18 protein-coding genes are annotated in these 26237 nt (G+C 31.3%); 2 read left to right on the top strand and 16 right to left on the bottom strand.

What is annotated here, in order from left to right; all coding sequences use genetic code 11:
• Positions 1 to 16: 16 nt before the first annotated feature.
• The 5 genes from mvaD to DIS18_RS02855 are packed head-to-tail and all read right to left on the bottom strand — an operon-like array spanning position 17 to position 4191.
• The gene (gene mvaD, locus DIS18_RS02835) at positions 17 to 1096 is read right to left on the bottom strand and encodes a diphosphomevalonate decarboxylase (protein ID WP_109351517.1); all 1080 of its coding nucleotides are present in this window, start codon (positions 1094 to 1096) and stop codon (positions 17 to 19) included.
• Entirely contained in the window at positions 1093 to 1635 is a 543-nt protein-coding gene (locus DIS18_RS02840) for a DUF1697 domain-containing protein (protein WP_109351518.1), read from the bottom strand. The genes mvaD and DIS18_RS02840 overlap by 4 nt, the downstream gene beginning before the upstream one ends.
• A complete protein-coding gene (locus DIS18_RS02845; RefSeq protein ID WP_181363976.1) occupies positions 1636 to 2844 on the bottom strand; it encodes a BaiN/RdsA family NAD(P)/FAD-dependent oxidoreductase in 1209 nt (402 codons plus the stop codon).
• The gene (locus tag DIS18_RS02850) at positions 2844 to 3530 is read right to left on the bottom strand and encodes a glycerophosphodiester phosphodiesterase (RefSeq protein WP_109351520.1); all 687 of its coding nucleotides are present in this window, start codon (positions 3528 to 3530) and stop codon (positions 2844 to 2846) included. Before DIS18_RS02850 ends, DIS18_RS02845 begins: the two co-directional genes overlap by 1 nt.
• A 13-nt stretch (positions 3531 to 3543) precedes the next feature.
• The gene (locus tag DIS18_RS02855; protein ID WP_109351521.1) at positions 3544 to 4191 is read right to left on the bottom strand and encodes an MORN repeat-containing protein; all 648 of its coding nucleotides are present in this window, start codon (positions 4189 to 4191) and stop codon (positions 3544 to 3546) included.
• 145 nt (positions 4192 to 4336) lie between these two features.
• Here DIS18_RS02855 and DIS18_RS02860 point away from each other — a divergent pair, with 145 nt between their 5' ends.
• Complete coding sequence (locus tag DIS18_RS02860) at positions 4337 to 5140, top strand: hypothetical protein (RefSeq protein ID WP_109351522.1); 804 nt, start codon at positions 4337 to 4339, stop codon at positions 5138 to 5140.
• Positions 5141 to 5149: 9 nt separating this feature from the next.
• Here DIS18_RS02860 and trxA read toward each other — a convergent pair whose 3' ends face one another.
• Entirely contained in the window at positions 5150 to 5449 is a 300-nt protein-coding gene (gene trxA, locus DIS18_RS02865; RefSeq protein ID WP_109351523.1) for a thioredoxin, read from the bottom strand.
• A 71-nt stretch (positions 5450 to 5520) separates the two neighbouring features.
• Positions 5521 to 9210, bottom strand: a complete 3690-nt coding sequence (locus tag DIS18_RS02870; RefSeq protein WP_109351524.1) for a metallophosphoesterase — start codon at positions 9208 to 9210, stop codon at positions 5521 to 5523.
• A 154-nt stretch (positions 9211 to 9364) separates the two neighbouring features.
• Between DIS18_RS02870 and DIS18_RS02875 the strand changes: the two genes are divergently transcribed.
• The gene (locus DIS18_RS02875) at positions 9365 to 10561 is read left to right on the top strand and encodes a Pycsar system effector family protein (protein WP_109351525.1); all 1197 of its coding nucleotides are present in this window, start codon (positions 9365 to 9367) and stop codon (positions 10559 to 10561) included.
• Here the strand turns inward: DIS18_RS02875 and DIS18_RS02880 are convergent.
• From DIS18_RS02880 to DIS18_RS02920, 9 genes are all read right to left on the bottom strand, one after another.
• Complete coding sequence (locus DIS18_RS02880) at positions 10558 to 12930, bottom strand: GAF domain-containing protein (RefSeq protein WP_109351526.1); 2373 nt, start codon at positions 12928 to 12930, stop codon at positions 10558 to 10560. The genes DIS18_RS02875 and DIS18_RS02880 overlap by 4 nt on opposite strands.
• A gap of 94 nt (positions 12931 to 13024) precedes the next feature.
• Entirely contained in the window at positions 13025 to 14677 is a 1653-nt protein-coding gene (locus DIS18_RS02885) for an alpha-amylase family glycosyl hydrolase (protein ID WP_109351527.1), read from the bottom strand.
• A gap of 4 nt (positions 14678 to 14681) precedes the next feature.
• Positions 14682 to 16559: an alpha-amylase family protein gene (locus DIS18_RS02890; RefSeq protein ID WP_109351528.1), complete on the bottom strand. Its 1878-nt coding sequence runs from the start codon at positions 16557 to 16559 to the stop codon at positions 14682 to 14684.
• A 1-nt stretch (position 16560) separates the two neighbouring features.
• Positions 16561 to 17538 carry an alpha/beta hydrolase gene (locus DIS18_RS02895; protein WP_109351529.1) on the bottom strand — a complete coding sequence of 326 codons (978 nt, stop codon included), beginning with the start codon at positions 17536 to 17538 and terminating at the stop codon, positions 16561 to 16563.
• An 85-nt stretch (positions 17539 to 17623) separates the two neighbouring features.
• On the bottom strand, positions 17624 to 19603 hold the full coding sequence (locus DIS18_RS02900; RefSeq protein ID WP_109351530.1) for a glycoside hydrolase family 13 protein: 1980 nt from the start codon (positions 19601 to 19603) through the stop codon (positions 17624 to 17626).
• A gap of 10 nt (positions 19604 to 19613) precedes the next feature.
• On the bottom strand, positions 19614 to 21731 hold the full coding sequence (locus DIS18_RS02905) for a glycoside hydrolase family 97 protein (RefSeq protein WP_109351531.1): 2118 nt from the start codon (positions 21729 to 21731) through the stop codon (positions 19614 to 19616).
• A gap of 19 nt (positions 21732 to 21750) precedes the next feature.
• The gene (locus DIS18_RS02910; RefSeq protein ID WP_109351532.1) at positions 21751 to 24060 is read right to left on the bottom strand and encodes a glycoside hydrolase family 65 protein; all 2310 of its coding nucleotides are present in this window, start codon (positions 24058 to 24060) and stop codon (positions 21751 to 21753) included.
• 65 nt (positions 24061 to 24125) lie between these two features.
• Positions 24126 to 24809, bottom strand: coding sequence for a beta-phosphoglucomutase (pgmB, locus tag DIS18_RS02915; RefSeq protein ID WP_109351533.1), 684 nt, complete (start codon positions 24807 to 24809; stop codon positions 24126 to 24128).
• Between the two features lie 2 nt (positions 24810 to 24811).
• A complete protein-coding gene (locus DIS18_RS02920; protein WP_109351534.1) occupies positions 24812 to 26179 on the bottom strand; it encodes an MFS transporter in 1368 nt (455 codons plus the stop codon).
• Positions 26180 to 26237: the final 58 nt, after the last annotated feature.

Raw genomic sequence — 26237 nt, forward strand, 5'->3', positions numbered from 1 at the left:
ATTTGGTTTTACAAATTTACGATTGTTTCGCTCCAAATCCAATTTTATCGTTAATATACTGTCCTTTTTGACAAAATACAACTAATTCATTTTGAATGAATTCAAGCACATTTTTAGTTTCAGCATCAGGAAATAAAACATGTACGTTAGCACCAGCATCTAGAGTAAAACAAACTTTAGAACCTGTTTGTTTTCTATATGCCCAAATTTTATTAATAATTTCAAGTGTATTTGGCTTCATCAAGATGAAATATGGCATACTAGTCATCATCATCGCATGAAGTGTTAAAGCCTCACTTTCAACAACTGCAATAAATTTATCTAAATCGCCTTTTTTTAAGATTGAAATAATTTCTGAAAGGTTATTATTAGCTTGTTTAAAACGCTCTTGAGCAAACGGATGTCCGTGCATCAAATTATGGCCAACAGTACTGCTTACTTGCTTTTCGCCTTTATCAACTAATAAAATAGTATCCCTATAATTTTTAAAATTTTCATGAACTTCATAAGGATATTTTACACCGAACAAATCCGAGCTTCCTTTAATTTCCGTGTGCTTTCCCCAAACTACTAAATCACCCTCTAAACTTCTACAGGCACTTCCTGAACCTAAACGTGCTAAGAATGAAGCTTTTTGAATGAAATCCACTTCTGAAACATCTGAACTTAATTCTTTTTCAATACTCATCAAACACAAGGCTAAAGCACTCATTCCTGATGCCGAAGATGCAATTCCAGAACTGTGTGGAAAAGTATTTGAGGTTTCTATCTTAAAATGATACGTCTTTAAAAAAGGTAAATAGGCTTCAACTCTTTTAAAAAAGGTTTTAATTTTCGGTTTAAAATCATCTTTCTTTTCACCATCTAAAAATACTTCAAAAGAAAATTCTTCTTGATTTTCCTTTTTTGAAAAACTTAAAGCGGTGGTTGTTTTACAATTATCAAGTGTAAAACTTATTGATGGATTTTCTGGGATTTGGTGTTCTTTCTTTCCCCAATATTTTACTAACGCAATATTACTTGGGGATGACCATGTAAAACTTCCGTTTTCAATAGTATTCGGATATGGTTTAGGAATAAATTTATTTTCTATCATGGCAATAATTCTGCCGACAAAGATAACAACTTTACCATAGTTTTATAGTTTCTTGCTGTGGCTGTAACTTTTAATTTGCGTTCGAAGAAGTTATTACTACATTTTGCCTTTCCGTAACCTACTGAACAATAGAAATAAACACACTTATCCGTTATTTCAAAATATTCATTCGGATAAGACAGCTTTGATACTTCATTTACTAAATCAGTATTAGCTTTTGAATATAACATCATAAAATAGCTTTTCATTTTTTCTTCTTCTGAGAAAGGGCTATCATTAAAAATTTGTTTTAATTCCTGAGGCAATAACACTAAAATTGGCACTTCAAAACCAAAATGAGATTTTATGGTATTGTGGATTTTCAATTCTAATTTTTCTTTATCGTTTTCTGAAGATTGAAATATTACATTACCGCTTTGAATGTAAGTTTGTACATTTTTGAGTCCAATTTTGGAAAGCAATTCTCGAAGTTCCGCCATTGGAATTTTCTTTTGCCCACTAACGTTTATACCCCTTAAGAGCGCAATATATGTTTTCATTTATTTCGAAATATTTTGAGATACAATATAAGCTCCTGTCCAAGCATTTTGAAAATTAAAACCTCCCGTTACCGCATCAATATTCAATACCTCTCCAGCAAAATAGAGATTTTTAACATACTTACTTTCAAAAGTTTTAAAATTGATTTCTTTAAGGTTTACACCTCCTGCTGTTACAAATTCTTCTTTAAATGTACTTTTCCCATCTACATTAAAAATAGCTTGCGTTAATTGACTCGCTAAGTTCTCTAATTGCAATTTATTTAAATCTGCCCAACGCGAATCTTCATTCATATTGGAAGCAAAAACTAACTTGTGCCATAATCGTTTTGGAAGTTCAAATTGGGTAGTTTTAAAAACTGTTTTTTTAGCTAAATCTTGTTTTAATGTTTTTAACACTTCTAAACACTCCTCAAAAGGTAGTTTTATAAAATTAACCTCAATCTGAAATTTATAATCGCGTTTAGCTAACTCTAATGCACCAAACGCAGACAATTTCAAAATAGATGGCGCACTCATACCCCAATGTGTTATCAATAAAGGACCTTCACTCCATAAGCTAGTTTCTAATACTTTAACATCAACATCTTTAGCAACTACTCCTGGAATATCTTTGATGCGTTCATCTTTTATATTAAAAGTAAATAATGAAGGAACAGGTTTTGAGATAGAATGCCCAAAATCTTGAAGTAAATTCCAAATTTTTGGGTTATTCCCTGTGGCTATCAATACTTTTTCAGAGAAAAAGTCACCATTAGAAGTTTCAATTTGAAATATTTTATTTTGATTTGAAATAGACTTAACAGAATGATTATAAAACACCTCAACCTGATGTTTTTTAGCTTCATTCAGAAAGCAATCAATTATAGTTTGTGATGAATTTGATACTGGAAACATTCTACCATCTTCCTCAACCTTCAACTCTACACCCCTTTTTTCAAACCATTCAATAGTATCGCCTGTCATAAATTGATGAAAAGGTCCTAATAGTTCTTTTTCACCTCTAGGGTAATTCAATATTAATTCTTGTGGAATAAATTCGGCGTGGGTAACATTACAGCGCCCACCTCCAGAAACTTTAACTTTACCTAATCCTTCTTTACCACGCTCTAGAATAGCAACTTTTAAATCAGGATTTTGTTCTGCAATATTAATGGCGGCAAAAAAACCTGCAGCTCCTCCACCAATAATAATTACATGTTTTTGCATTATATTCTATCTGGAAAATCAGTAATCATACCATCCACACCGTAAGATTTAATTCGTTTTATTGGATTTAAGTTGTTTACAGTAAAAGCAATGACTTTATAATTTTCTTTTAATTCTTCTACAATCTCTTCAGTGAGCATTGTATAATTTAAATGAATAGATTCTGCTTTTACCAATTCTGCGGTAGCAATGGCTTCCTCTATATTCGTTTCTGTAATGACGCCTAATGGTATTTTATCATTTATTTTATAAACTTCTTCAAGTAAATTTCTTTGAAAACTAGAAACGATTATATTTTTATACTCCCAACCTTTCTTATCTACAAAAAAAGTAATCAATCTTGCCGCTTCTTTAGCTGTATCTTGCCCTTTTAATTCAATATTTAACAAAAATTTATTATCAACAAAAGCTAAAACCTCAGACAAAGTTGGGATTTGGCAATAGCCCTTTACTACAGCTCTTTTGAGTTCTTTAAGTGTCTGCTTTGAAACCTCTCCAGTGGCATCAGTCATTCTATCTAAAGTAAAATCATGTAAAACTACTAACTGACCTGTTGCACATCTATGCACATCTATTTCAATCCCATCAACACCTAAATCCATTGCTTTTTTAATGGACTCTATTGTATTTTCAGCAAAATGTCCTTTGGCACCTCGGTGACCTATTACTAATAATTTTGACTTCATTTAAAATTTATACTTAATTATAGATAGTAACATCCCAATCACCTGGTTCATTTATTATAAATTCAAAATCTACTTGATACGTTGTAGTATTAAATTTATTACGAGTAAAGTAAATTACTTGAATTTCTACAGGGAATTTAATTATATTTAATCTATTAACATTGCTTCCACTAACATCTATACCATTAGTTGACATGATATTCAAATTAGTGACAGGGTTTCTATTTCCGTTTCGAAGAAAATTAATACTTACTTGATTACCTTCTCCTTTTCTTTTTATGATATTCCTATCAATATTAAATGCTTTTTTTACTATGTATGGTACTACTTTTTTTTCTCCTAAATATTTATTTTTCTCCCAAAAACCTTTTTTTATTACTTTTTTATTCCCATTGTGTAATGTATATAATTCTCCTTTTCCTGTAATCATTCCTTTTTTAAAAACACCTTCAAAAACTCTCCCATCTTTATATACAAACTTCCCCTTACCATGAGCTAAACCTTTTTTACATTTACCACTGTAGTCACCTTCTTTTAAAGCAACGCCCTTAACTTTACATTTAACTTCTTTATCAACCTCTACTTTTCTATTCTGAGAATTACTAAAAGAACACAAAAAGAATGCAAACAAAAGAATGGATATCTTAAAATAATCTTTCATAATATTAAGTTTACAGAGCATAAAGTTAAATAATTTTTTTCCTGAAATGTTATTAAATCTGATGTTTTATATTTATGTCGTGATATTCTCTTTTACTTTTGTAACAAATATTATTATCATATGAGTTTTAATAACTAAAATTAAAATGAATTTTAAATTAAAAATAATTACGTTAATAACACTATCTTATTTCTCTTGCAATAAAGGAAACCTTATCACAATCTCTAATTTACCAAACAGTTTAAAAGAGACTTCCGCAATAGAAAAAGTGATGAATTCTGAATTGCTTTGGACAATTGAAGATTCGGGTAACAAAAACAATATTTATGGTTTAGACCTAAAGGGGGATATTGTAAAAGATATTGATATTAGTAACTCTAGTAATATTGATTGGGAAGATCTAACTTCAGACAAGAAAGGCAATTTATATATAGGTGATTTTGGAAATAATAGTAAAAATAGAGACGATTTTACCATTTATAAAGTTTCAAATTTAACAGATAAAAAAACCAAAGCAGAACGTATCAATTTCATATTACCAAAAAAGGTGAAACCAAAAGATTTTGAAGCTTTCTTTTTGTGGAACAGCCACTTTTACCTTTTTAGTAAAGAAAACAAATCTAGTATGCTTTTTAAAGTTCCTAACCAAATTGGATTACACACTGCCGTTTTAGTTAAGAAATTTAATTTAGATGGAAAAAATCATAGAATTACTTCTGCAGATATTAGTGATGATGGTAAAACCGTTGTGCTGTTAAATCATAATAAGCTATGGAAAATAACCGATTTTAAAGATGATAACTTCTTTGAAGGAAAAATAGAAGCTCTAAAATTTGATCATAATTCTCAAAAGGAAGGCATCTGTTTTAAAAACAAGTCTAAGGTTTATATCACAGACGAAAAAACTAAAGGAGAAGGTGGGAATTTATATCAATTCCGATTGAATTAATTTAATAAATTATCCATGGGTTTCTATAACATTAATAATATCTCTTTTTTGTAGAACACCAGATTGTCTCCATTTTGGTACACCGCTCTTAAATAAAATCATTGTTGGCACACTTCTTACTTGATACTTTACTGCTAATTCATGGTTTTTATCTATGTCAACTTTTACAATTTTCACAGCATCACCAAGTTCATCTTTTACTTCTTTTAAAATTGGCATAAGTGCTTGACAAGGGCCACACCACGTTCCAAAAAAGTCTACTAACACGACCTCTTCAGAGGTTACAATATCTTTAAAACTGCTTTTCACAATTAATTTATTCTTACTATAATGTGGTCGAAATTTCTAATTAAAAATTACAATTTTTAAACACTTGAATTCTAGAATCCAAAACCAACTCTAAAAGCTAAACGCAAACCGTCATCACTACTAAATGCTGATAAATTTAAAGTCATAATATCTGCAGCATTTGCAAAAATACCGCCACCTATTGAGGTATTCCAGATATTTGAATTAAATGAATTATTATTTAAAACTAAATCATCATCAACCCAAACACGTCCGTAATCAAAACCTACATAGATTCCAATATTTAAAGGCAGTAAACCCGTTCTTACTTTTCGAAGATTTAAACGTAAATCTGTACTTTGATAAAATGAATTTTTACCAGAAAAACGTTCATTTCTATAACCTCGCAACCCATTATTCGCTCCTAAATTTGCTGATTGATAAAACTCAAAACCATCACCAAAAATAAAATGTGCTTTTGCATTTGTTGCAAAAACCAACTGTCCGCTAGAATCTAACTTGTAATCAAATCCAAGCTCTGGAATAAAATACGCAAACCCATTTGATTCTTCTAAATTAGAAGTATAACCTAGTTGCAAACTGGTTTGCATCCCTAAGGTAGGAAAGGCTTCGTTATCTTTATTTTGATAGGTATAAGTAGCATCTGCGCTTATAAAATCGTTTTGTGTTTCTAATCCATTTGTAAATGAATTTATAAACCTCCCATTAGTCTCTTCAACCTCTATAGACTCATAACTTAATCCTAATTTAAAATGTGCTCCTAACTCTCCTCTCCAATTTAATGAAGGTGCGAATTTTAGCGTACTTAGCTTTACGCGGTTATAGTTTAAATCAAAATTATCCTCATCATCTGCATTCAAGTTAGGTGTACTGTTCCCAAATCCGAAGAAATTAACCGCATAATTCGGACTTGTATATTTAGCATTCAACCCTAAATTCCATGATCCTATTACATTGGCAAACTCACCATTATATTCAAAATCAAACCCGCTTGTAGCAAAATAATACGCTCCTGAAATGGTATGTTGAGAACTAAACGGATTACGCTCAAATCCGTAATTAGTAAGTGTGTTTACAAAACCTATTTTAAATCCATCATCTGGATTAGCGCCTAATAAAGGGGTAAATTGATTTGCACTATTTTTAGGTTTTGCGTAATCGTATATATTCGTCTCATAATCGTCTGTGAGGTTTTTACTTCCTTTGCTAGTAGTAAAAGTATTTTTCTTAGACTTATAATCATACATCTTGACTTTCTTTCCATTTTCAATAGTATATGTATCATTATTTTGCCCTCCAATCAATCTTAATTTAATAAGATTATCGCCCTCGCCAGTAACTTTAAACACATCTTCATCATCTAATCCATACACCCAAATCTCTTTGGTTTCGTTTTTACTATACGCTTTTTGATAAATTACAACTCCCTTTTTACCATTTTTTATTCGAGATACGGTTAGTTTTGTGTTTCCATTTGGCATACGCTCTATTTCAAATAAATCATCTTTATCTGTCCCTCTTACTAGAGGTGTTTTATTAAGTGCTTTATAATATTCATCCGCTATATTTGGCAAATTATTAAGTCTTGATTTTAGTACGCGCTTTATTTCAGTAATCGTTTCTCCTTGAACTTCTTTTGGAAATGCTTTAAATGCATTATCAATAACAGCATCAGTTAAGTTTTTTTGAATGAATATTACCTGTTCTTCCCATTGCTTTTTTGTGGTTTCATTCAACAACATCATATCTAATGAAAAAGGACTGAAATTGAATCCTTTTACATTTCTAACATCATCATTAAAGCCTTCCATGAGTTTTAGTGGTGGTACAATTCTAGTTGCTACGTTCATTAAAGCACCATCTCCCATATTAGAAAATGCTTGATCTCTATCTCTTGGAATCGGTCTATAAACAACCTTACCATCTTCTTTAAATTCTGCCCAACGCCATTGGTCTGTATGTCTATCCCAATCTCCAATAGCCATATCAAATAGTCGTGCCCTTAAATACACTTCATCATCAACTTTATATTTCTCATCTTTACGAAGCTTCTTCATTAAATCATCAGTACTTTCAATTTTATTCGAATTTCCAAAGCTTTTCAGATTTCCATGACCATCAGAAACATGCTCTTCTATCATATATAATTCATCTCCAAAATCTGCATTAAATGCAGCAAGAGCATTTTGTTTCGGCACAAAATACAACACAGGGTTAGTATGATATAAATTAACCGCATCAGACAAGTCTCCAGTTACAAACGGTGCATAAGGATGAGAACCCGTGTAAAAATCTTGCAATAATTTTTCGGTTACTGTATCATCAAATTGCCCTTCTATATATTGATCTTTAAATGCCATAGCTTGAAGATAGACCGTTGCACTTTTTCTTATAGCACGCATTACATATCGCTTTCCTTCTTTATTTATTAATTGAAGAGATTTTGATTGATGCCCTCCACCTTTCCTGTAAGGTTTCAACCCTCCAAACAAGGTGTCTAAATTAACCGTTGGTGCACTTACTTGAGTCCCGTAATATTTCCTGTAACGCTCTCCCCAAATGTATTTGTAAAACCCACTTTTATTGATTTCCTCCTCAGAATAAACAGATGCCTTTTTTTGATTTGGAAACGTAGTATTGTAATTAGAAATGTACTCTTTTTGATCTTCTGAAAACACTTCTGTTTGAAAAATCATTTTATCATCTTTAGCTGAATAAAATCGTACTATGGAAGAGCCATCTTTAAAAACATCTAATCTTGCATAACCAGAATCACTAGAAGAGAATTGTCCACTTACATTTCGTGTGGCAGTAGATTTTGAGCCAGAACCACTAACAATTTGTGGTAAATTATCTTGAACTAAGTATTGTAAACTATGTTCATGCCCAGAAACAAAAAGAGCCTTTTCGTTTTCTTGAGCAATAGTTACCACTCGTTTTTTAAAGGCATTATATTTTTTATTTTGCAAATCGGCTGGAGATACGCCACTCGTTTTCCGCAATACATTTTTTAAAGTTCCTAAAACAGGAATAGGTTTTAAATGGCTACCAAAAGAATATTGTCCACCATGTGGCCCATTAGTAAACATGGGATGGTGCATTGCAATAATAGTCGTTTTTCCACGAGATTTTTTAATTAAACTTTCTAACTCCCCAAAGAATTTAAACCGTGTTTTAATCTCACAATCATCATTTATGGTTGGATGTTTATCCCAATTTGTTAAATACCATTCAGAATCAATGACAATCATAACAATATCATCAGATATTTCTACTTTCTCAATAGGGCATCCATTTTCTGGTAAAAACGTGTTTTTCCCTAATGCATCTTCAATATATTTTTCTTGTCGTTTTAAGCCTTTTAATCCATTACTATACCAATCATGATTTCCTGGAATAAAAATAGTTTCACCTTTAAAATCTTTTACAGCATTAATCTGAGCATTTAATTGACTTTCTGCTGAAGCTCTTCCTTCATCACCTTTTTTAGGCAAACCTTTCGGGTAAATATTATCTCCTAAAAAAAGAACAGTGCTGTTTTTTGAAGCTTTTGATAATACTGTCTTAAAACTAGTAATAGCCTTAGAAGACTCAGCTTCTGCCGAAATACCTGCATCACCAATAAGGTAAAACGAATGCGCTATTTCTTTATTTGGAAATGTACTTTGGAAATTATTATCCTTGTATTGCGACTTATATGTAGCACAAGCATTTAGAATAAATATGAGGACTACTAAAAGTGTTAATTTTTGAAATTTCATCGATTGGCGGATTAATTCTTTAAAGATAATAATTACAATTATATATAGTTATTATTTAAGCCAGTTCGTTTGGTGAAAATCACATTTAGTATACTTATTCAATTATCTTTAAAGTTTTAGTATTTTTACTTAATAACATTTATAATTTTCAAACATGTTGATTGAAGCAACTGAAAAATTTGTAATTAATCTTTTAAATGAAGAGTTAGACACTTCATTTACCTATCATAACATTACACATACACAACGCGTTGTAAAGGATGCCAATGATTTAGCTGAACTTTCTAATCTGGATAAAGCTCAAAAAGAATTACTACTTACTGCTGCTTGGTTACATGACACAGGCTATACTAAAGGTATCAAGAATCATGAAGATGAAAGTGTTATAATTTCTAAAGACTTTTTAAAACAACAAAAATGCTCTAAAAAAGATATTGATGCGATTTGTGATTTAATTTTAGCTACTAAAATTGAAGCTAAACCAAAAAATCAACTTGAGAAAATTATTCGAGATGCTGATTGCTCTCACATAGGAAGCAAAAACTATTTAGAAATTTCTGAGCTATTGAGAAAAGAATGGGAGCTACAATGCAACAAAACTTTTACAGAAATAGAATGGCTGGATGAAAACATCAACTTTTTATCAACCAAACATCGTTTTCACACACCAGAAGCTGCTAGTATTTGGGACAAACGAAAAGGTAAAAACCTATCAGATTTACTAAAGTCTAGAAAGAAAATAGGTAGTGATGAAAAAAAACTATCACAAAAAAAAGAAGAGTTAGATTTCAAAAAAAACAAAATAGAATTGCCCGAACGTGGTATTGAAACCATGTTTAGGGTAACACTTAAAAACCACATAACCTTAAGTAATATTGCTGATACCAAAGCAAATATATTATTATCTGTAAATGCAATTATTGTGTCTTTGGTGCTCTCAAATCTTGTATCTAAATTAGATAATCCTTCCAATGATTATTTAATTTGGCCTACAGTTATTTTTGTTGGATTTACCGTTGCATCTATAGTACTCTCAATTTTAGCTACAAGACCAAATGTAACTAGTGGAAAGTTCACTAAAGAAGATGTTGCTAATAAAAAAGTAAACCTTTTATTCTTCGGGAATTTTCATAAAATGAGTTTAAAAGATTTTGAATGGGCTATGGGAGAAATGATGCAAGACCGAGATTATTTGTACTCATCAATGAAAAAAGATTTATACTTTCTGGGTTTAGTTCTAGATAAAAAATATAAAATATTAAGACTTACCTATTCCGTTTTTATGATAGGTATTATTGTAAGCGTTATATCTTTTGCTATTGCTTTTAAGTTTTATGGTGGGATATCTTAAGACTTAATCTCCTTCATTAAATCATCATAGGTATAAAACGCTTTATCGTCTTCATTCTTATGATAAAGCACACTTACTCGTATTGCTTTTAAACCAGTTACAGCTTGTAAATCTTGGAGCTCAACAATCTCAATATCGGTATCTAAATAGTGTTTAGACTGGAGAAACTTAATATAACTTAAATATTCTAACTCATCTTGTTTTTGAGAATATACTATGCTTATTTTTCCTTTTTGAGTTACACGTTCTTTAGTGCCTTTTATATAAGCTTTATCTACACGTTTTTTCACAATCTCGTAGCGTGCATTATATGTACCATCTACATCAAACTGCTTTTCATCCATTCTAAAACTAATAGATAATGGTTGATTAAACACTAAAATCATAGAAGCTACATCTAACGCCACTGGGAAATCTGATTGCATCAGGTAGTATGCATTTTCCATTTCGCACATGACTTGCAACTGCCACAAGCGTAAGTTATACAAGTAAATTCGGTTAAAACTATCTTCTTTAGTAATAGACTCTCCTATATACATATTATGCTCAACACCATCGGTTTTAAAACGCTCAAAATAATGCGGATACATTTGTTGCGCTTCAACTTGTTTTTTATCTAACAATGAAGCCATTTCTACATTTATTTTAGCAATGGTATCATCATAATCCTTTCGGTGTTTATAAAGCACGTTTACCTTATCATCAATACTATCATAGTAAGTTTGAATTTCTTCTTTTAATACATCAACAACATAGAGGTGTTTTAATAAAGGTTCAATATCATCTTTAAAGAAATTAGAAATTTGTTGTTCGCTATCTACTTGAAAATTTTCATTTAATCCCTTTTGATAGGTGTCAATTTGATAAATGAATTGCTCATATATCGGCAAAGTTTCTATCTCTGAAGCTTTCACCAAAACATTTTTAATCGCTTTTAATTGCAGAGTTAAATCTTGTCTAGTGGCTTTATTTCTTGCTTCCGAAGATCCTTTTATATCAATTTGTCCGTAAAGTGGATATATATTATTGAAAGCTATCTTTTTAAAAGACGCTTCTCTACCTTCCATTTCATCCTTAATAAATTCTTTTGCCTCTTTAGCAAAACGCCAATGTACACTTGGGTGTATAGATGTACATTCTTTTTGGATAATGGCTTCAATTAAGTTTTCTTCATCATTTTTAGAACGCTCTACAGCCGATACAATAAATGGCATCACATCAACCAACTTATTTGCATTTATACTATTAAGAGTTTGAGGTGTAGAAGACACTATTTCTATAATCCCCATTAAGCCTTCATCATTAGCTATTGGTGCAAAAATAGCACTCTTAACACCTTGGTTTTTTAAATTTGCAATATGAGGCGCTTTCCCTTTTGAAATATCAAAATCGCGATCTACATCAGAAACAGAAAAAAACTTTTTTTCTTTAAGTAATCTATGGTAAGACCAATGGCACAAAGAATCTGAGCATTTACTATTTTCAGAATCTCCAAGCAGATAACTATGCATACCTACACCATAAACACGTTCAAAAATATCATCTTCTTCATTATAAATTGAAAAACCAACTTTAATATCATTTATTCCTAAAAGAGACCTGAAAATTTCATGGAAACTATCCATAAAACCTTCTTCTTTTCGTTTATCTTCTCCAATAAGACTAGACTTTATATTTGAAATAGATTGATCTTCAGTAACATCAAAAATATTTGAAATAACAAAACCTTTGAAAATATAACTCTCTACTGGAAATTTTTCTTTCCAAAGCGCTACATTTTCAAAATTATCTAGTAATTCATCATAGTCTTCTTTTGTTATTTCTTTTGCCTTTTCGGTTGGAATAATTTCACAAAAATCAGCGTTATATAAAATCTTGTAATAGCGTAGAATACCATTTGCATCAGGAATTTCGTAATAAAATGGGCGTTTAAAATTAAGATTATAACCGTAGCAAAAATTCAAAATAATGGTACAAGCAATAATATACCTATCATCATCGGGCATGTTTTTGATATTCAATTCAAATCCATCCCCAGCTATTTTAATAATGTTCTTAAATCGTTCAGATGAATTAAAAATTAAGTCATGAAACGGTACTGAAGCTGTTTTAATTTCATTCGTGGTCAGTACAGGAGCAAAAGAATCTTGTAGAATTACGCTAATTTCTTTTTCTCTATCCTTTAGTATTTGAGTTTCACTAAAACCATCTCTTAATTCTGGATATGGTTTAGCTGTTTTTAAAACACGCTTCGCCTTTGCTGATAAAAATTCATCATCACTTTTAGCTAAATTTTCATAATGCTCAAGTAGTTTATTAAAACCAACTTTAAGCATCATTGGCGATTCGATACTATCATTAATGTCCATTATGTTATTGTGCTTGAAAAACAAAGTTACAAATTATTGATTTAGTCGTTATTTAATAGACTTCCTAACTGTAATTTTGTTACTAAAAAAGATGTTATTTTTTTTCTAAAAGAACGATATTGAATTTAGAATCTATGGCGATTTTTCCTTGTTTTACTTTAGCTGAAATACCGGAGTAAGCATCTTGAATATTATCACCATTTTCAAATACTTTAGAAACATCTAATACTTTCATCCCCTTTGGCAAATCTAAACCGACAACTACTAAATCTTTAAAGTTATCTTTAGAAAAGCTTCTGTAAAACAAATAAGGTTTTTCTGTTATCATTTGATGAATACCTGCCCCAATAGCTGGATGATTAGCTCGAAACTGTCCTAGTTTCTGCCAATGTTTTAAGATCTCTTTTATTTTGATGTCATTTTTTATTGCCTCCCAATTCATAAAAGAACGCAATGTAGCATCTCCTTCTGTTCCCTCTATTATAAGAGAACGCCCTGATTCATCACCATAATACACTTGAGATACTCCCGGACACAACAACAATTTAGTTGCAGTTTCAAATGGTTTTTCTCTAGCTGGATCAAACGGTTGACCATCGTCGTGGGAGCTTAAATAGTTTAAAACACTAAAGCCTTTTAAGTCTGAATTTAAAATATCTGAATATTTTCTGAAATGTTCTTCTGTTGTCATTTGAGCTGCATTCCATTTGGCCTCAAAATTGATTAAGCCATCAAAAGCATTATCAAAATAATTCACTTTTTTATCTCCAAAATCGAACGCTTTAGTAGCTGAAATACCATAGTTATAAACCTCACCTACTAGATAAAAACTATTATCATCTAAAACTTTACTAGGATTGTTTTGTTTGAACTCCGCGAAAGCAAAATCACAAACTGACTTAAACTCTTGCCAAACATAAGATTCAGTATGTTTTACTGTATCTACACGATAGCCATCAATTCCAAAATCTGAAATGTAATCAGAAAGCCACTTCATAATATAAAAACGAGGTGCTCTTGGATATTTTGTTCTTTCAAAAAACGCATTTAATTCAGCTACTTCTTGCTCATACCTACCTTCTACTTTCCATTTTTCAACTAATTGAGGAGGTAAATCAACGTTTTCATTATTTTCCGTTTTAATATCTGGTAAATTTTTAACCAAGGTACATGTAACAGTACTTTCAAAAGATTGATAATCGCATTGTGGTTCAGTTCTAACCCATTCATCAGGCCACTTTACATCTTTATCAGTTACTGGTCCCGTGTGATTTATTACAGCATCTAACAAAACACGAATACCATACTTATGAGCAACGTTTACCAATTCTCTTAAATCTTCTTCTGTTCCAAAATTAGGATCTATCGCAGTCCAATCACTAGTCCAATAGCCATGGAATCCATAACTCAATCCTGTACCTTCATCTGTACCGCCATGAATTTGTTCTACAATAGGTGTCATCCAAATGGCATTAATACCCAAATTGGAAAAATACCCTTCTTTAATTTTTTGAGTAACCCCTTTTATATCACCACCTTCAAAACCACGAAGTTTTCCTGTTTTTAGTGTTCTATCAAAATTTATATCATTAGACCTATCACCATTATTAAATCTATCAGTCAATAAAAAATAAACGTTTGCTGCTTCCCAAACAAAAGGTGTTTTTGGTTTTTCTGGAAGAACTTTCTTTTTGCCTTCGCAATTAAAAAAAAACAGAGTTATTATTAGGATAGATATATACTTCATGATTCTATTTAATTTTCAAAATGAAAGATTCCAATACATCTAGCTTTATTTTAATAGTTCCAATACCATTTTCAATCTTTAGATTTGAAACAAATTGTTTATACAATTGATCTTCAACTTCATAACTCCCTTCTGATAATTTCCAATTAGAGATGATATCATCTGGGATTTCTAGTTTAAATTCATACTTATTTTCAGCATCAAAATTTGAAACAATAATGAGTTTTTCATCATCACTCCATCGAACAAAAGATAACATTTTATCATTATACCCTTTAGTATTTTTTCGGTTATACAAATGGACATCTTGATAGTTGCCAACCAAAGCGTTACTGCTTATTGTGAAATTTAAAAGTCGTTTATAAAAGTTTCTTAATTCTTTTTCTTCACTTGTTAATTGCCCTCCATCAAATTGTTTATTATTTACCCAACGCTGATGTGCTGGCACACCTACATAATCAAAAATAGAAGTTCTTGTAGGCGAACCAAACCCTGCCTGTTCTGAACCATCTTCTCCTGCTTCTTGCCCGAAATAAATCATAGTTGGCGAAGTTGTAGACGTTGCTGAAACTACCATAGCAGGCTTTCCTTTTTTTGGACTTCCTGCAAAATCTGGACTTGCCAAACGCTGCTCGTCATGGTTCTCTAAGAAGTGTAGCATGTGATGTTCAATATCTTTTAAATCATCAAGAATTGGTGGAATATGATCAGTTTTTCCTTTTCCTTGAATCACACTTTTTATGGTATCATACAACTGAACTTTATCATATAGATAATCCATTTTCCCTTTCTTAATATAATCTCTATAAAGAGCTGGATTATAAACTTCTGCCATTAAAAAAGCCTCTGGGTTTTTCATTTTGATACTTGAGTTCAGATAACTCCAAAACTCAACAGGCACCATTTCTGCCATATCATAACGGAAACCATCAACACCTTTATCCAACCAAAACATGACTATATCTCTAAACTTTAGCCAAGAATTTGGAATAGCTTTATTTTTCCAAAAATCAAAATGCATTTTATAATTTTCATTTTCAAAACCAATTGGAAGTTCGTCAAAATCTTTTTTTCCTTCAGGTGATATGCCATAATTCACCTTTACAGTTTCGTACCAATCATTCATATCTGGTTGTGATAACCTGGAGCCATTTCCAGTCCATTTTGCAGGTACCTCAGGAAATTCATTATCTTCCAAAAGGGGTTTTTCATCTCCAAGCGGTGTATAGCCATTTTTCCAAACAGGGACTTTAAACGCTTCATTGAGGTTATAATAAAAATTATTATTTATATCATAAACAACCGAAGTATCATCCTCTTCTCCAAAATCCTTAATACCTTCTGGCTTAGAAATACTTTTATAATTTCTAGCCACATGATTGGGAACAATATCAATAATCACTTTCATTCCTAAATCATGTGTCCGCTTTATTAGTGCTTCAAACTCTTCTAATCTGTTTTCAACATTTACAGCTAAATCTGGATTCACATTGTAATAATCTTTAACTGCATATGGTGAACCCGCACGCCCCTTAACAACATCTGGATCGTCATTTGGAATACCATATTTTGTGTAATCATTTATAACTGCATGATGTGGCACTCCTGTATACCAGATATGAGACACACCCAAATCTTTAATTTCTTTTAAAGCTTTATTAGTAAAATCATTAAATTTCCCAACACCATTTTCTTCAATAGTTCCCCAAGGCTTATTGTTAGTATTTGGGTTTCCAAACAAACGTGTAAAAACTTGATAAACCACATATTTTTTCTTAGCAACCTTAACCGTGATCAACTCCTTTTTAAGCGTTTTTTTTTCTTTTTTACAGCTTAAACCAATCATCATTAATACTATTAATATGTATTTTACAAATTTCATTTTATTCAGATATTAGTAAAAATGTTAAGGGAATATCTAAACGCTTATTCCATGAATTCTCAGAATGATTTGTACCTTCAAATTTTAAGTTTTTAAAATTATCATTTTCGTTATACCCTTTAGAAATCAAAATCTCAGTAACTTTTGGTGCATATTGCGGATAATGTGCATCAAGCGTTTCAGTACCATAATCAAAATAAATTTTATGAGATTTACTTTCTGGTAAATTTGCCTCCATATATTTTAAAATTGCTATTGGTAATGGATTATTATCTATAGGCTTAGCCCCAGGCCAATGCGTTGAAATACATGCTGCACCACCAAACACATTTGGATATTCACAAAGCGCATACATACTCATTAAACCTCCCATACTAGAACCCATAACAAACGTATTCTCTTGGTTTTTATATACTGAAAATTCAGAATCAACAATTGGCTTTAATTCTTCTACCAAAAATTTCAGATAATTATCTCCATAAAGAGCACTTCCCTCTTTAATATGATTGCTCTGTTTATTGATTATCGCCTTATCTTTTTCTGATAAATATATAAATGCTTTTTGAGGAAATAAATCTTGCCATCGCTCTGCTTTGATATTATGAACAGCTACAACAATAAAGTCTTTGGTTTTGTTTTCATTCATAAGTTTTGATGCCCATTCGTCAACTTTCCATTCTTGCTTATTCCAAGTGGTTGTTTCATCAAATAACATTTGTCCATCATGCATGTACAAAACAGCATATTTATTTTCTTTTGAATAGTTTTCAGGCAACCAAACATCAACAGGCCTTGGTGTTATATATTTTGATGGAAAACTATCTAAACGCATTAATTTTCCGCTTGATAAATTAACCTTAGAGTGATTTTTAAAAAAGACGGATTTTTCTGTTTTGATATCTTGAGAACCTACAGCCTTTGATTTTGTTTTACAAGAAATCACTAAGAAAAGCGTCAATATAAACATACTCCATTTCATACTCTTATTTTTTTAATCTACCTACTAAGACATATTTACAAAAAGCCAAAATAATTTATTTTATATTTTTAAAAATAAGACTAATCTAATTCAATTTAGTAGTCAAAATGATACTTCCTTTTTCTTTTAAATTAATATTATCTCCCCATAAAAATTGATAGTCAGTAACTATATTTTTAACAGGTTTTCCTTTTAAACCAACTTCTTCAAATCTGTCTAAATCTAATATAATGGGCTTTTCATTTTTATTTATTATGTGTACCACAGTTTCATCTTCAAAAACCCTAAATAACACGTATACACCACCTTGAGGTACGAAATGAACTGTCTTTCCTTTATGAATTGCTTTACTATGTTTTCTATAATTCAATACTTTTTTCATAAAAGACTGCATATCTTTTTGCTCATCAGTTAAGCCGTCACCATTAAAAGCATTAACTTTATCATCTGGCCATCCTCCAGGAAAATCTGTTCTAATTAGTCCATGATCTCCAGGTTTTTCCGTATCATTCATTAAAATTTCAGTTCCATAATATACTTGTGCTGTTCTTGGCAAGCACAACATATAACTCATTGCCATTTTGGTTTTGGTTATATTTTCGTCAAATTCTGTAAACACTCTACTTTTATCATGATTATCCATAAAAATCATGATATCGTTCGGATTGGCATAATTAAAATCATTAGCCAAACCTTCATACATTTTAATCAAACCTTTATCCCAAGATTCTTCTTCATTTAATCCTTCCTTAATAAATTTAATCATTGGGAAGTCCATTGTAGATTTTAAATTAGACTCATAACCATCTTTATTATTATTCCCCGTTTGCCAATAAGCAACTAACAATGGGTTATAACTCCATTCTTCTCCAACAATTGAGAAATTAGGATATTCATTCATTATTGCTCCTGCCCAATCTGCCATAAAATTCTTATCTGGATACGGGTATGTATCTTGTCTAATACCACCCAATTCTATAGTTTCAATCCACCAAATACTGTTTTGAATGATGTATTTCGCCATAAATGGATTACGTTGATTTAAATCTGGCATTGCAGAAACAAACCAACCATCTGCATTCCCATTTTTATCACTCTTTGAGGCATACAAGTCTTGGTTTGTTGTTCGTCGGTGATTAGAACCAATATTTTTATCCCAAGTCCAGTTATTAATATTATCCTCGTAATTTTTTTGATTATTTACCCAATCTTTAAATGGCAAATCTTTCATCCACCAATGTTCCAGTCCACAATGATTAGCAACTTGATCCATGATTAAACTCATGCCTTTCTCTTGTAGTTTGGATGATAATTCTTTGTAATCTTCAAGTGTCCCAAAACGAGGATCAACTTTATTATAATCTGTTATTGCGTAGCCATGATAAGAGCCTTGATGCATATCATTTATTAAAACTGGTGTTGACCAAATACAGGTATAGCCTAAATCATGTATGTAATCAATCTTGTTGATTATTCCTCTAATATCTCCTCCATGTCGGGCATAACCATCAGTTCTATCAATTTTAGTTTCGTTTAAGCCTTCAACGATATCATTGGATTCATCTCCATTAGCAAAACGATCTGGGGTAATTAAAAATATAGCATCGCTACTATCAAATCCTAAATACTCTTTTGCTGGTTTTATTCTTGATTTCAATTCGTATGTTTGAATCAAATCATCTTTACCCTCTTTTTTGAAAGTGATATTGAATTTTCCTGCTTTTGTATTTTCAGAAATATTTAAATCTATAAACAAATAATTAGGACTATCTGCCTGATGTACTTTTTCTATTGAAACGCCTTGATATGAAATTTCAGTGGTTCTTTCAGAAATCTTAGGATGATGTACCAAAAGTTGTAAAGTTGAATCCTTAAAATCAACCCACCAGTTTAATGGTTCTACACGATTAATATCATTTTTATCAACTAATGAGAAATTTTCAACAGTATCTTCTGCATTAATATCACTTTGCTCTTTACAAGAGGTATTAAAAGTAAATACAGATAATAATCCAATCAAAACAAATTGTTTTGTTTTTCTCTGACTCTTAAAATAAGCTTTCATGTTTTTTGCTTTATTTAATTTCTTTTATACTTATTGCATACCCTCCTCCTGGAACAGAAACAAGAGAGAGTTTAGACTTACTCGTCACTTTTTCTGTCTTAATGGTATATGCTTGAGGGTTTGTTTTGTAATGCGCATCTTTAGCATCAGCGTAAATAGTTGCTTTATACTTTTTACCTTTTTCTAAGAAATCCAATTTAATATTAGAAGTTCTAGAGTTTGTTCCATTTACATTTCCTATAAACCAATCATTACTAGCTTTTTCTTTACGAGCTATAGTAATATAATCTCCTGGTTCTGCTTCTAGATATAAACTCTTATCCCAATCAATAGCTACGTCTTTAATAAATTGAAATGCATCCATAAATTGCTCATAATGCTCCGGTAAATCTGCTGCCATTTGTAACGGACTATACATAGTTACATATAATGCCAACTGATTTGCAATAGTACTATTTACATGAGAATTGTTATTAGGGTTTAACTTGCTAATATCCATTTCAAAAATCCCAGGTGTATAATCCATAGGACCACCTATTAATCTAGTAAATGGTAGAATAGTAACATGACTTGGTTTTGAACCACCAAAAGCCTGAAATTCTGTTCCTCTTGCTGATTCATTTCCTATCAAATTTGGATATGTTCTGCAAACTCCAGTTGGCCTTACTGCTTCATGGGCATTTACCATAACCTCATATTCAGCAGCTTTTTCAATGGCGTATTGATAATGATTTACAATCCATTGACTGTAATGGTGTTCTCCTCTTGGTAAAATATTACCAACGTAACCACTTTTAACAGCATCATACCCGTTGTCCTTCATAAATTGATATGCTTTATCCATATGACGTTCATAATTTCTTGTAGAACCCGAAGTTTCATGATGCATAATCATTTTAACTCCTTTTGATTTTGCATAGTTGTGAATATCATCAACATCAAAGTCTGGATATGGTGTTACAAAATCAAATACATAATCTTTCGATTTCCCAAACCAATCTTCCCAACCTTCATTCCAACCTTCAACTAAGACACCATCAAAACCGTGTTCTGATGCAAAATCGATATAACGTTTTACTTTTGTATTATTTGCGGCATGCGTATCGTTTGGTTTTACTTTAGAGTAATCTGTAACTCCTAATTGAATTGCTGGTAATTCATTAGTATAAGCCCAAGAACTTTTACCTGTTATCATTTCCCACCAAACACCAATATATTTTACAGGTTTTATCCATGATGTATCTTCAATTTCACAAGGGTCGTTTAAGTTTAACGTCATCCTTGAGGCTAAAATATCACGAGCATCATCACTTACCATTATGGTTCTCCAAGGCGAATTACAAGGCGCTTGCATATAGCCTTTATCGCCATTAACATCTGGAGTTAAATGCGATTCGAAAACCATATTTTTATCATCTAAATCTAGATGCATACATGAATAATTTATCAATGCAGCTTCATGTAAATTAATATATAAGCCTTCATCTGTTTTCATCATTAATGCGGTTTGAACTCCCGTTTTTGAAAACTGCTCTTGTGAAGCATTTCCGGTAACTGCATTATCAAATTTCTGCCTAATCTCAGATAATTTAGATTTTGTATAGTCGTACTCTTGAGTATCATAATCCCCAGGAATCCAAATTGCAGTATGGTCACCCGTCATAGCGAATTGTGACTTCTCTTCTTTAATTATGAAATACACTAAATTTTCTTGCTGTGGAAATTCATATCGAAATCCTAAACCTTCATTAAATAATCTGAAACGAATAGTTACAATTCTATTAGTTACATTTTGTTTTAAGCTTACTGCCAATTCATTATAATGATTCCTTATTTGTTTTTCTTCTCCCCAAACTGGTTTCCAAGTATCATCAAAAGTTGAATTTTCGGTATTAAGAATTGTAAAATCATTTAACAAAGATTTCTCATCATCTTTTAACTCCAAACCTAAGTGACTTGGCTTTATAACATCTTGGTTTTTATAGGATAATTTGTAAGTAGGCACACCATTATTTTCTAAATAAAAATTCATTGCCAATTCACCATTCGGCGATTTCAACTCTTGACAATTTATTAGATTAAAAGCTGATAAAAAGATTGTTAAACTTAAAATTAATAACTTTTTCATTTCTTTAAAATATTACTGATTAGCTTACTGCTTTTAGTACATTATTCTTAAGTAATAATGATTTTTTATTTACTAGAATTTCTAAATTCTCACCATAAATCATTTCAAAATTTGTTTGCTTTTGAGTGACATTAACCTTTATGATATGATTTCTAAAATTTACTTTAAATGAATACTCTTTCCATTGTTTAGGGATTTTTGGATTGAACGAGAGCTTATTATCTTTAATTCGCATACCTCCAAAACCCTCAACAATACTCATCCAAGTTCCTGCCATGGATGTTATATGCAAGCCTTCATGTACTTCATGATTATAATCATCCAAATCTAACCTTGACGTTTGTAAATAGAAAGCATACGCTTGCTCCATTCTATCTAATTTTGCGGCTTGAATACTATGCACGCAAGGAGATAATGAACTTTCGTGAACTGTAAGTGGTTCGTAAAAATCAAAATGACGTTCTAAAGCTTCATCAGAAAATTGATCTTCAAAAAAGTAAAAACCCTGTAAAATATCTGCTTGCTTAATATATGGTGAACGTAAAATTCTATCCCAACTCCATTTTTGATTTATCGGTCTTTCTGATTTTGGTAAATCTTCAACTGAAATTAATTCTTTATCTAAAAACCCATCTTGTTGTAAATACACTTGGTGCTTTTCAGAATAAGGAAAATACATATTATCGGCAACGGTCTTCCATAAGGCTAACTCTTTTTTAGACAGCTTTACTTTTTTAGCTATTCTTAAAAAATCTGAAGCAAACTCCGATTCTACTTTTTCAATTTGATCTAAAGTATAATCGAGACACCACTTAGCTAAATAGTTTGTATACCAGTTGTTATTAACGTTATTTTCATATTCGTTCGGACCAGTAACTCCTAGTATAACATATTTATTTTTATCTGATGAAAAATTTGCACGCTGTTGCCAAAAACGAGCAATTCCTATTAAAACTTCCAAGCCTTTTTCAGGAATATAACTATAATCTCCTGTGTAACGATGATAGTTGTAAATGGCAAATGCTATTGCCCCATTTCTATGGATTTCTTCAAAAGTGATTTCCCATTCGTTATGACACTCTTCACCATTCATAGTTACCATTGGATATAAAGCTGCTCCGTTTTTAAAACCTAATTTTCCAGCATTTTCAATGGCTTTATCTAAATGATGATAACGATATTCTAATAATGTTCTGGCTACTTTTTGATCTTTGGTGGCCATATAAAATGGGATACAATATGCTTCGGTATCCCAATAGGTACTTCCGCCGTATTTTTCACCTGTAAAACCTTTTGGCCCAATATTTAATTTTGAATCTTTACCTAAATATGTTTGGTTCAATTGGAAAATATTAAAACGAATACCTTGTTGTGCTTTTACATCACCTTCAATAGTAATATCTGCCATTTTCCAGATAGTTATCCAAGCATTTTTTTGGTCTTCAAGTAATTGATTGAACCCTTTTTCAGTAGCGGTTTTTAAAACTTGCTTAGCAACTTTAACTAATTGTGATTTATTATGATTTCTATCTACAATATAGCCTCCAAATTTCTGAACACTATAAGTCTCACCCTTTTTTACTGGATATGCATAACTAAAAGACACATGATTTGAATCTGCTTTTGTATTATGCTCAACCAAAATAGGTTTACCAGAAATATAGACTTTTGATTCCATAAACGTACAAGTATGGAAATCCGTTTTCATGGTTTTTGCCTCAATAAAAGCTTGATTATTTTTATGGCTTATACCAGTTGTATCCCAGAATTTATCATCCCAATTGGTATCCTCATTTGTAATTCCTGAATCTAAATACGGTTGAAAAATAATTTCGGCATCCGAATTTAACGGCGTTATCTCATAATTAATGGCTCCAATTTCATCTAAATCTAAACTTAAAAAACGTTTTACAAATACTTCAACTTGAATATCATTTAGTAAGGTTGCTTTAAAATATCTAGACAACCAACCTTCCTTCATATTCAATTCTCTCTTGAAATCATCAACACTTTTACATATATTTAAATCTAAAGACTCTCCGTTAATTTTAACATTAATTCCTATCCAATTCGGTGCATTTAAAACCTTTGCAAAATATTCTGGATAACCATTTTTCCACCAACCCACACGGGTTTTGTCTGGATAATACACTCCAGCGATATAGCTTCCTTGGAAGGTGTCACCTGAATATTCTTCTTCAAAATTAGCACGTTGCCCCATGGCACCATTACCAATACTAAATAAACTCTCGGAAGATTTAACGCGACTTGCATCAAAACCTTCTTCTATTATGGACCAATTATCTGGTTTTATATAATCTTGATTCATTTTTACTAAGATATTAGAGCATAGACTTTAGAAAATAAACGGGTTAATATTCACCGTTGTTCTTCTTATCTATACACTTTGTTCTTTTTCTCTTTTGTTTCAATTAATGCTTTGATAAAACTTGAAGTAATTCCAGTTAAATCAGTAAAGTTATAATCAGCTTTATGAAGTATTTTTTTATCTCCAATGCCAATTGATATCATATTTGCAGTATTTGCAGCTTCTACTCCAGCAATAGCATCTTCAAAAACAATACATTGCTCTGGTTGTAGATTTAATTTTTTAGCACCAATTAAAAACACTTCTGGATCTGGTTTTGCTTTTGAAACGCTGTTACCATCAACAATACCAACAAACCTTTCAAATAGATTTACTTGTTTTAAAATTAATGGTGCATTTTTACTTGCTGAACCTAATACATATTGAATACCTAATTCATCTAGGGTATCCAATAATTCACTTGCTCCTGGGAGAATCTCTTCTGGTCCCATTTTAGTAATGTATTTAAGATACTCTTCGTTCTTACTGATTAAAAATTGTTGCTTTTTATCTTCTGAAAGCTTAACGTTTCCTATATCTAAAAGAATTTCTAATGATCTTACACGACTTACTCCTTTTAATAGTTCGTTATGTACTTCAGTAAACTCAAATCCTAAATCATCTGCTAGCTCTTTCCAAGCCAGAAAATGGTATTTTGCTGTATCGACTATTACGCCGTCTAAATCGAATATGACTCCTATTTTGTTCATTATTATGATTGATATGAAATTGCAGATTTGTTTGTAATTAAAAAATTACATAGTCCAGCAATTATTAAACTTCCTCCAGCAACTAACATTGCGTTAATAGCTTCTTCACCTAATAGACTAGAAACATAATTAATACCTCCTAATGCCGCAATAATTTGAGGTATTACTATAAACATGTTAAAAATACCCATAAACATTCCCATTTTTTTTGGGTCTACTGAACTGGATAACATAGCATAAGGCATTGATAATATGCTTCCCCAAGCTATGCCAACTAGCATAAAACAATACTTTAAATTTTCTGGAGCATCTATAAAATACATGCCAGCAAATCCGAACCCTCCCAAAATTAGAGACCCCATATGAACATATTTTCTATTTATATTCTTTTTTGAAGTATAAAATGTTAACAGTAAAGCAAATGCCATTGAAGACAATCCATAAACCCCCATTGCAGAACCCACAAGATTTGATGCCTTTTGAAAAGATGTGTTAGCCACATCAAAAGCTTCTTTTTCTTGTAAGATTTCCATATTATAGTTTTCTTCAATTGGAGCTGGGGCATTAAAAACATGCTCTGTTAAAGCTGGATTAGCTAAACTCCACATTGTGAAGAAGGCAAACCATGAAAAAAACTGAATAACTCCAAGTTTTTTCATCGTTGTAGGCATATTGCCAATATTATTGACAATGTCTGGGATAAATTGGTTCTTCTTTTGTTTTTCTTTTTCAAACTCTTCCATATTTTCTGGTGGATACTCCGAAGTTGTAAAAATTGTATAAAGCACACTAACAAGAAATACAAATCCACCAATTGCAAAAGCTACTTTAACCGACATAGGAACTACTCCTTGAGGTGCAGAATCACTAACACCTAATTCAGATATCATCCAAGGCAAATTACTTGCAACCCATGTACCAATACCAATAATCAATGTTTGAACAACAAATCCATAAGACCTTTGTGATTCTGGCAACTTATCTGCTACCAAAGCCCTGAACGGTTCCATAGAAATATTTATGGAAGCATCTAAAATCCATAGAAAGCCTGCAGCCATCCATAATGCAGATGAATGTGGTACAAAAAATAAAGCTACAGAGCTTAAAACAGCTCCAATAAGAAAATAAGGTCGTCTTCGACCCAATTTAGGATGCCAAGTTCTATCACTTAGGTAACCAATAATTGGCTGAACAAGTAATCCTGTTAGAGGTGCAGCAATCCATAACAAAGGTATATCGTCATGACCAGCTCCTAAAGTTTGAAAAATTCGAGACATAAAGCCTCCTTGGAGGGCGAATCCAAATTGTATCCCCAGAAACCCGAAACTCATGTTCCAAATTTGCCAGAAACTTAATCTACGCTTTTCCATTAATAGTATGTTTAAATGAATACTATTTGATAAGCGATATACTTATCAAAACTTATGT

This window comes from Algibacter marinivivus, from assembly GCF_003143755.1.
Classification (GTDB): Bacteria; Bacteroidota; Bacteroidia; order Flavobacteriales; family Flavobacteriaceae; genus Algibacter_B; species Algibacter_B marinivivus.

Excerpts from the sequence above, each read along its gene's own strand:
- DIS18_RS02860 (WP_109351522.1), top strand. The coding sequence starts at position 4,337 with ATGAATTTTAAATTAAAAATAATTACGTTAATAACACTATCTTATTTC.
- DIS18_RS02890 (WP_109351528.1), bottom strand. The coding sequence starts at position 16,559 with ATGAAATTTGTAAAATACATATTAATAGTATTAATGATGATTGGTTTA.
- DIS18_RS02845 (WP_181363976.1), bottom strand. The coding sequence starts at position 2,844 with ATGCAAAAACATGTAATTATTATTGGTGGAGGAGCTGCAGGTTTTTTT.
- DIS18_RS02850 (WP_109351520.1), bottom strand. The coding sequence starts at position 3,530 with ATGAAGTCAAAATTATTAGTAATAGGTCACCGAGGTGCCAAAGGACAT.
- DIS18_RS02920 (WP_109351534.1), bottom strand. The coding sequence starts at position 26,179 with ATGGAAAAGCGTAGATTAAGTTTCTGGCAAATTTGGAACATGAGTTTC.
- DIS18_RS02905 (WP_109351531.1), bottom strand. The coding sequence starts at position 21,731 with ATGAAAAAGTTATTAATTTTAAGTTTAACAATCTTTTTATCAGCTTTT.
- DIS18_RS02895 (WP_109351529.1), bottom strand. The coding sequence starts at position 17,538 with ATGAAATGGAGTATGTTTATATTGACGCTTTTCTTAGTGATTTCTTGT.
- DIS18_RS02875 (WP_109351525.1), top strand. The coding sequence starts at position 9,365 with ATGTTGATTGAAGCAACTGAAAAATTTGTAATTAATCTTTTAAATGAA.
- DIS18_RS02870 (WP_109351524.1), bottom strand. The coding sequence starts at position 9,210 with ATGAAATTTCAAAAATTAACACTTTTAGTAGTCCTCATATTTATTCTA.
- mvaD (WP_109351517.1), bottom strand. The coding sequence starts at position 1,096 with ATGATAGAAAATAAATTTATTCCTAAACCATATCCGAATACTATTGAA.
- DIS18_RS02880 (WP_109351526.1), bottom strand. The coding sequence starts at position 12,930 with ATGGACATTAATGATAGTATCGAATCGCCAATGATGCTTAAAGTTGGT.
- DIS18_RS02885 (WP_109351527.1), bottom strand. The coding sequence starts at position 14,677 with ATGAAGTATATATCTATCCTAATAATAACTCTGTTTTTTTTTAATTGC.
- DIS18_RS02900 (WP_109351530.1), bottom strand. The coding sequence starts at position 19,603 with ATGAAAGCTTATTTTAAGAGTCAGAGAAAAACAAAACAATTTGTTTTG.
- DIS18_RS02855 (WP_109351521.1), bottom strand. The coding sequence starts at position 4,191 with ATGAAAGATTATTTTAAGATATCCATTCTTTTGTTTGCATTCTTTTTG.
- pgmB (WP_109351533.1), bottom strand. The coding sequence starts at position 24,809 with ATGAACAAAATAGGAGTCATATTCGATTTAGACGGCGTAATAGTCGAT.
- DIS18_RS02840 (WP_109351518.1), bottom strand. The coding sequence starts at position 1,635 with ATGAAAACATATATTGCGCTCTTAAGGGGTATAAACGTTAGTGGGCAA.
- DIS18_RS02910 (WP_109351532.1), bottom strand. The coding sequence starts at position 24,060 with ATGAATCAAGATTATATAAAACCAGATAATTGGTCCATAATAGAAGAA.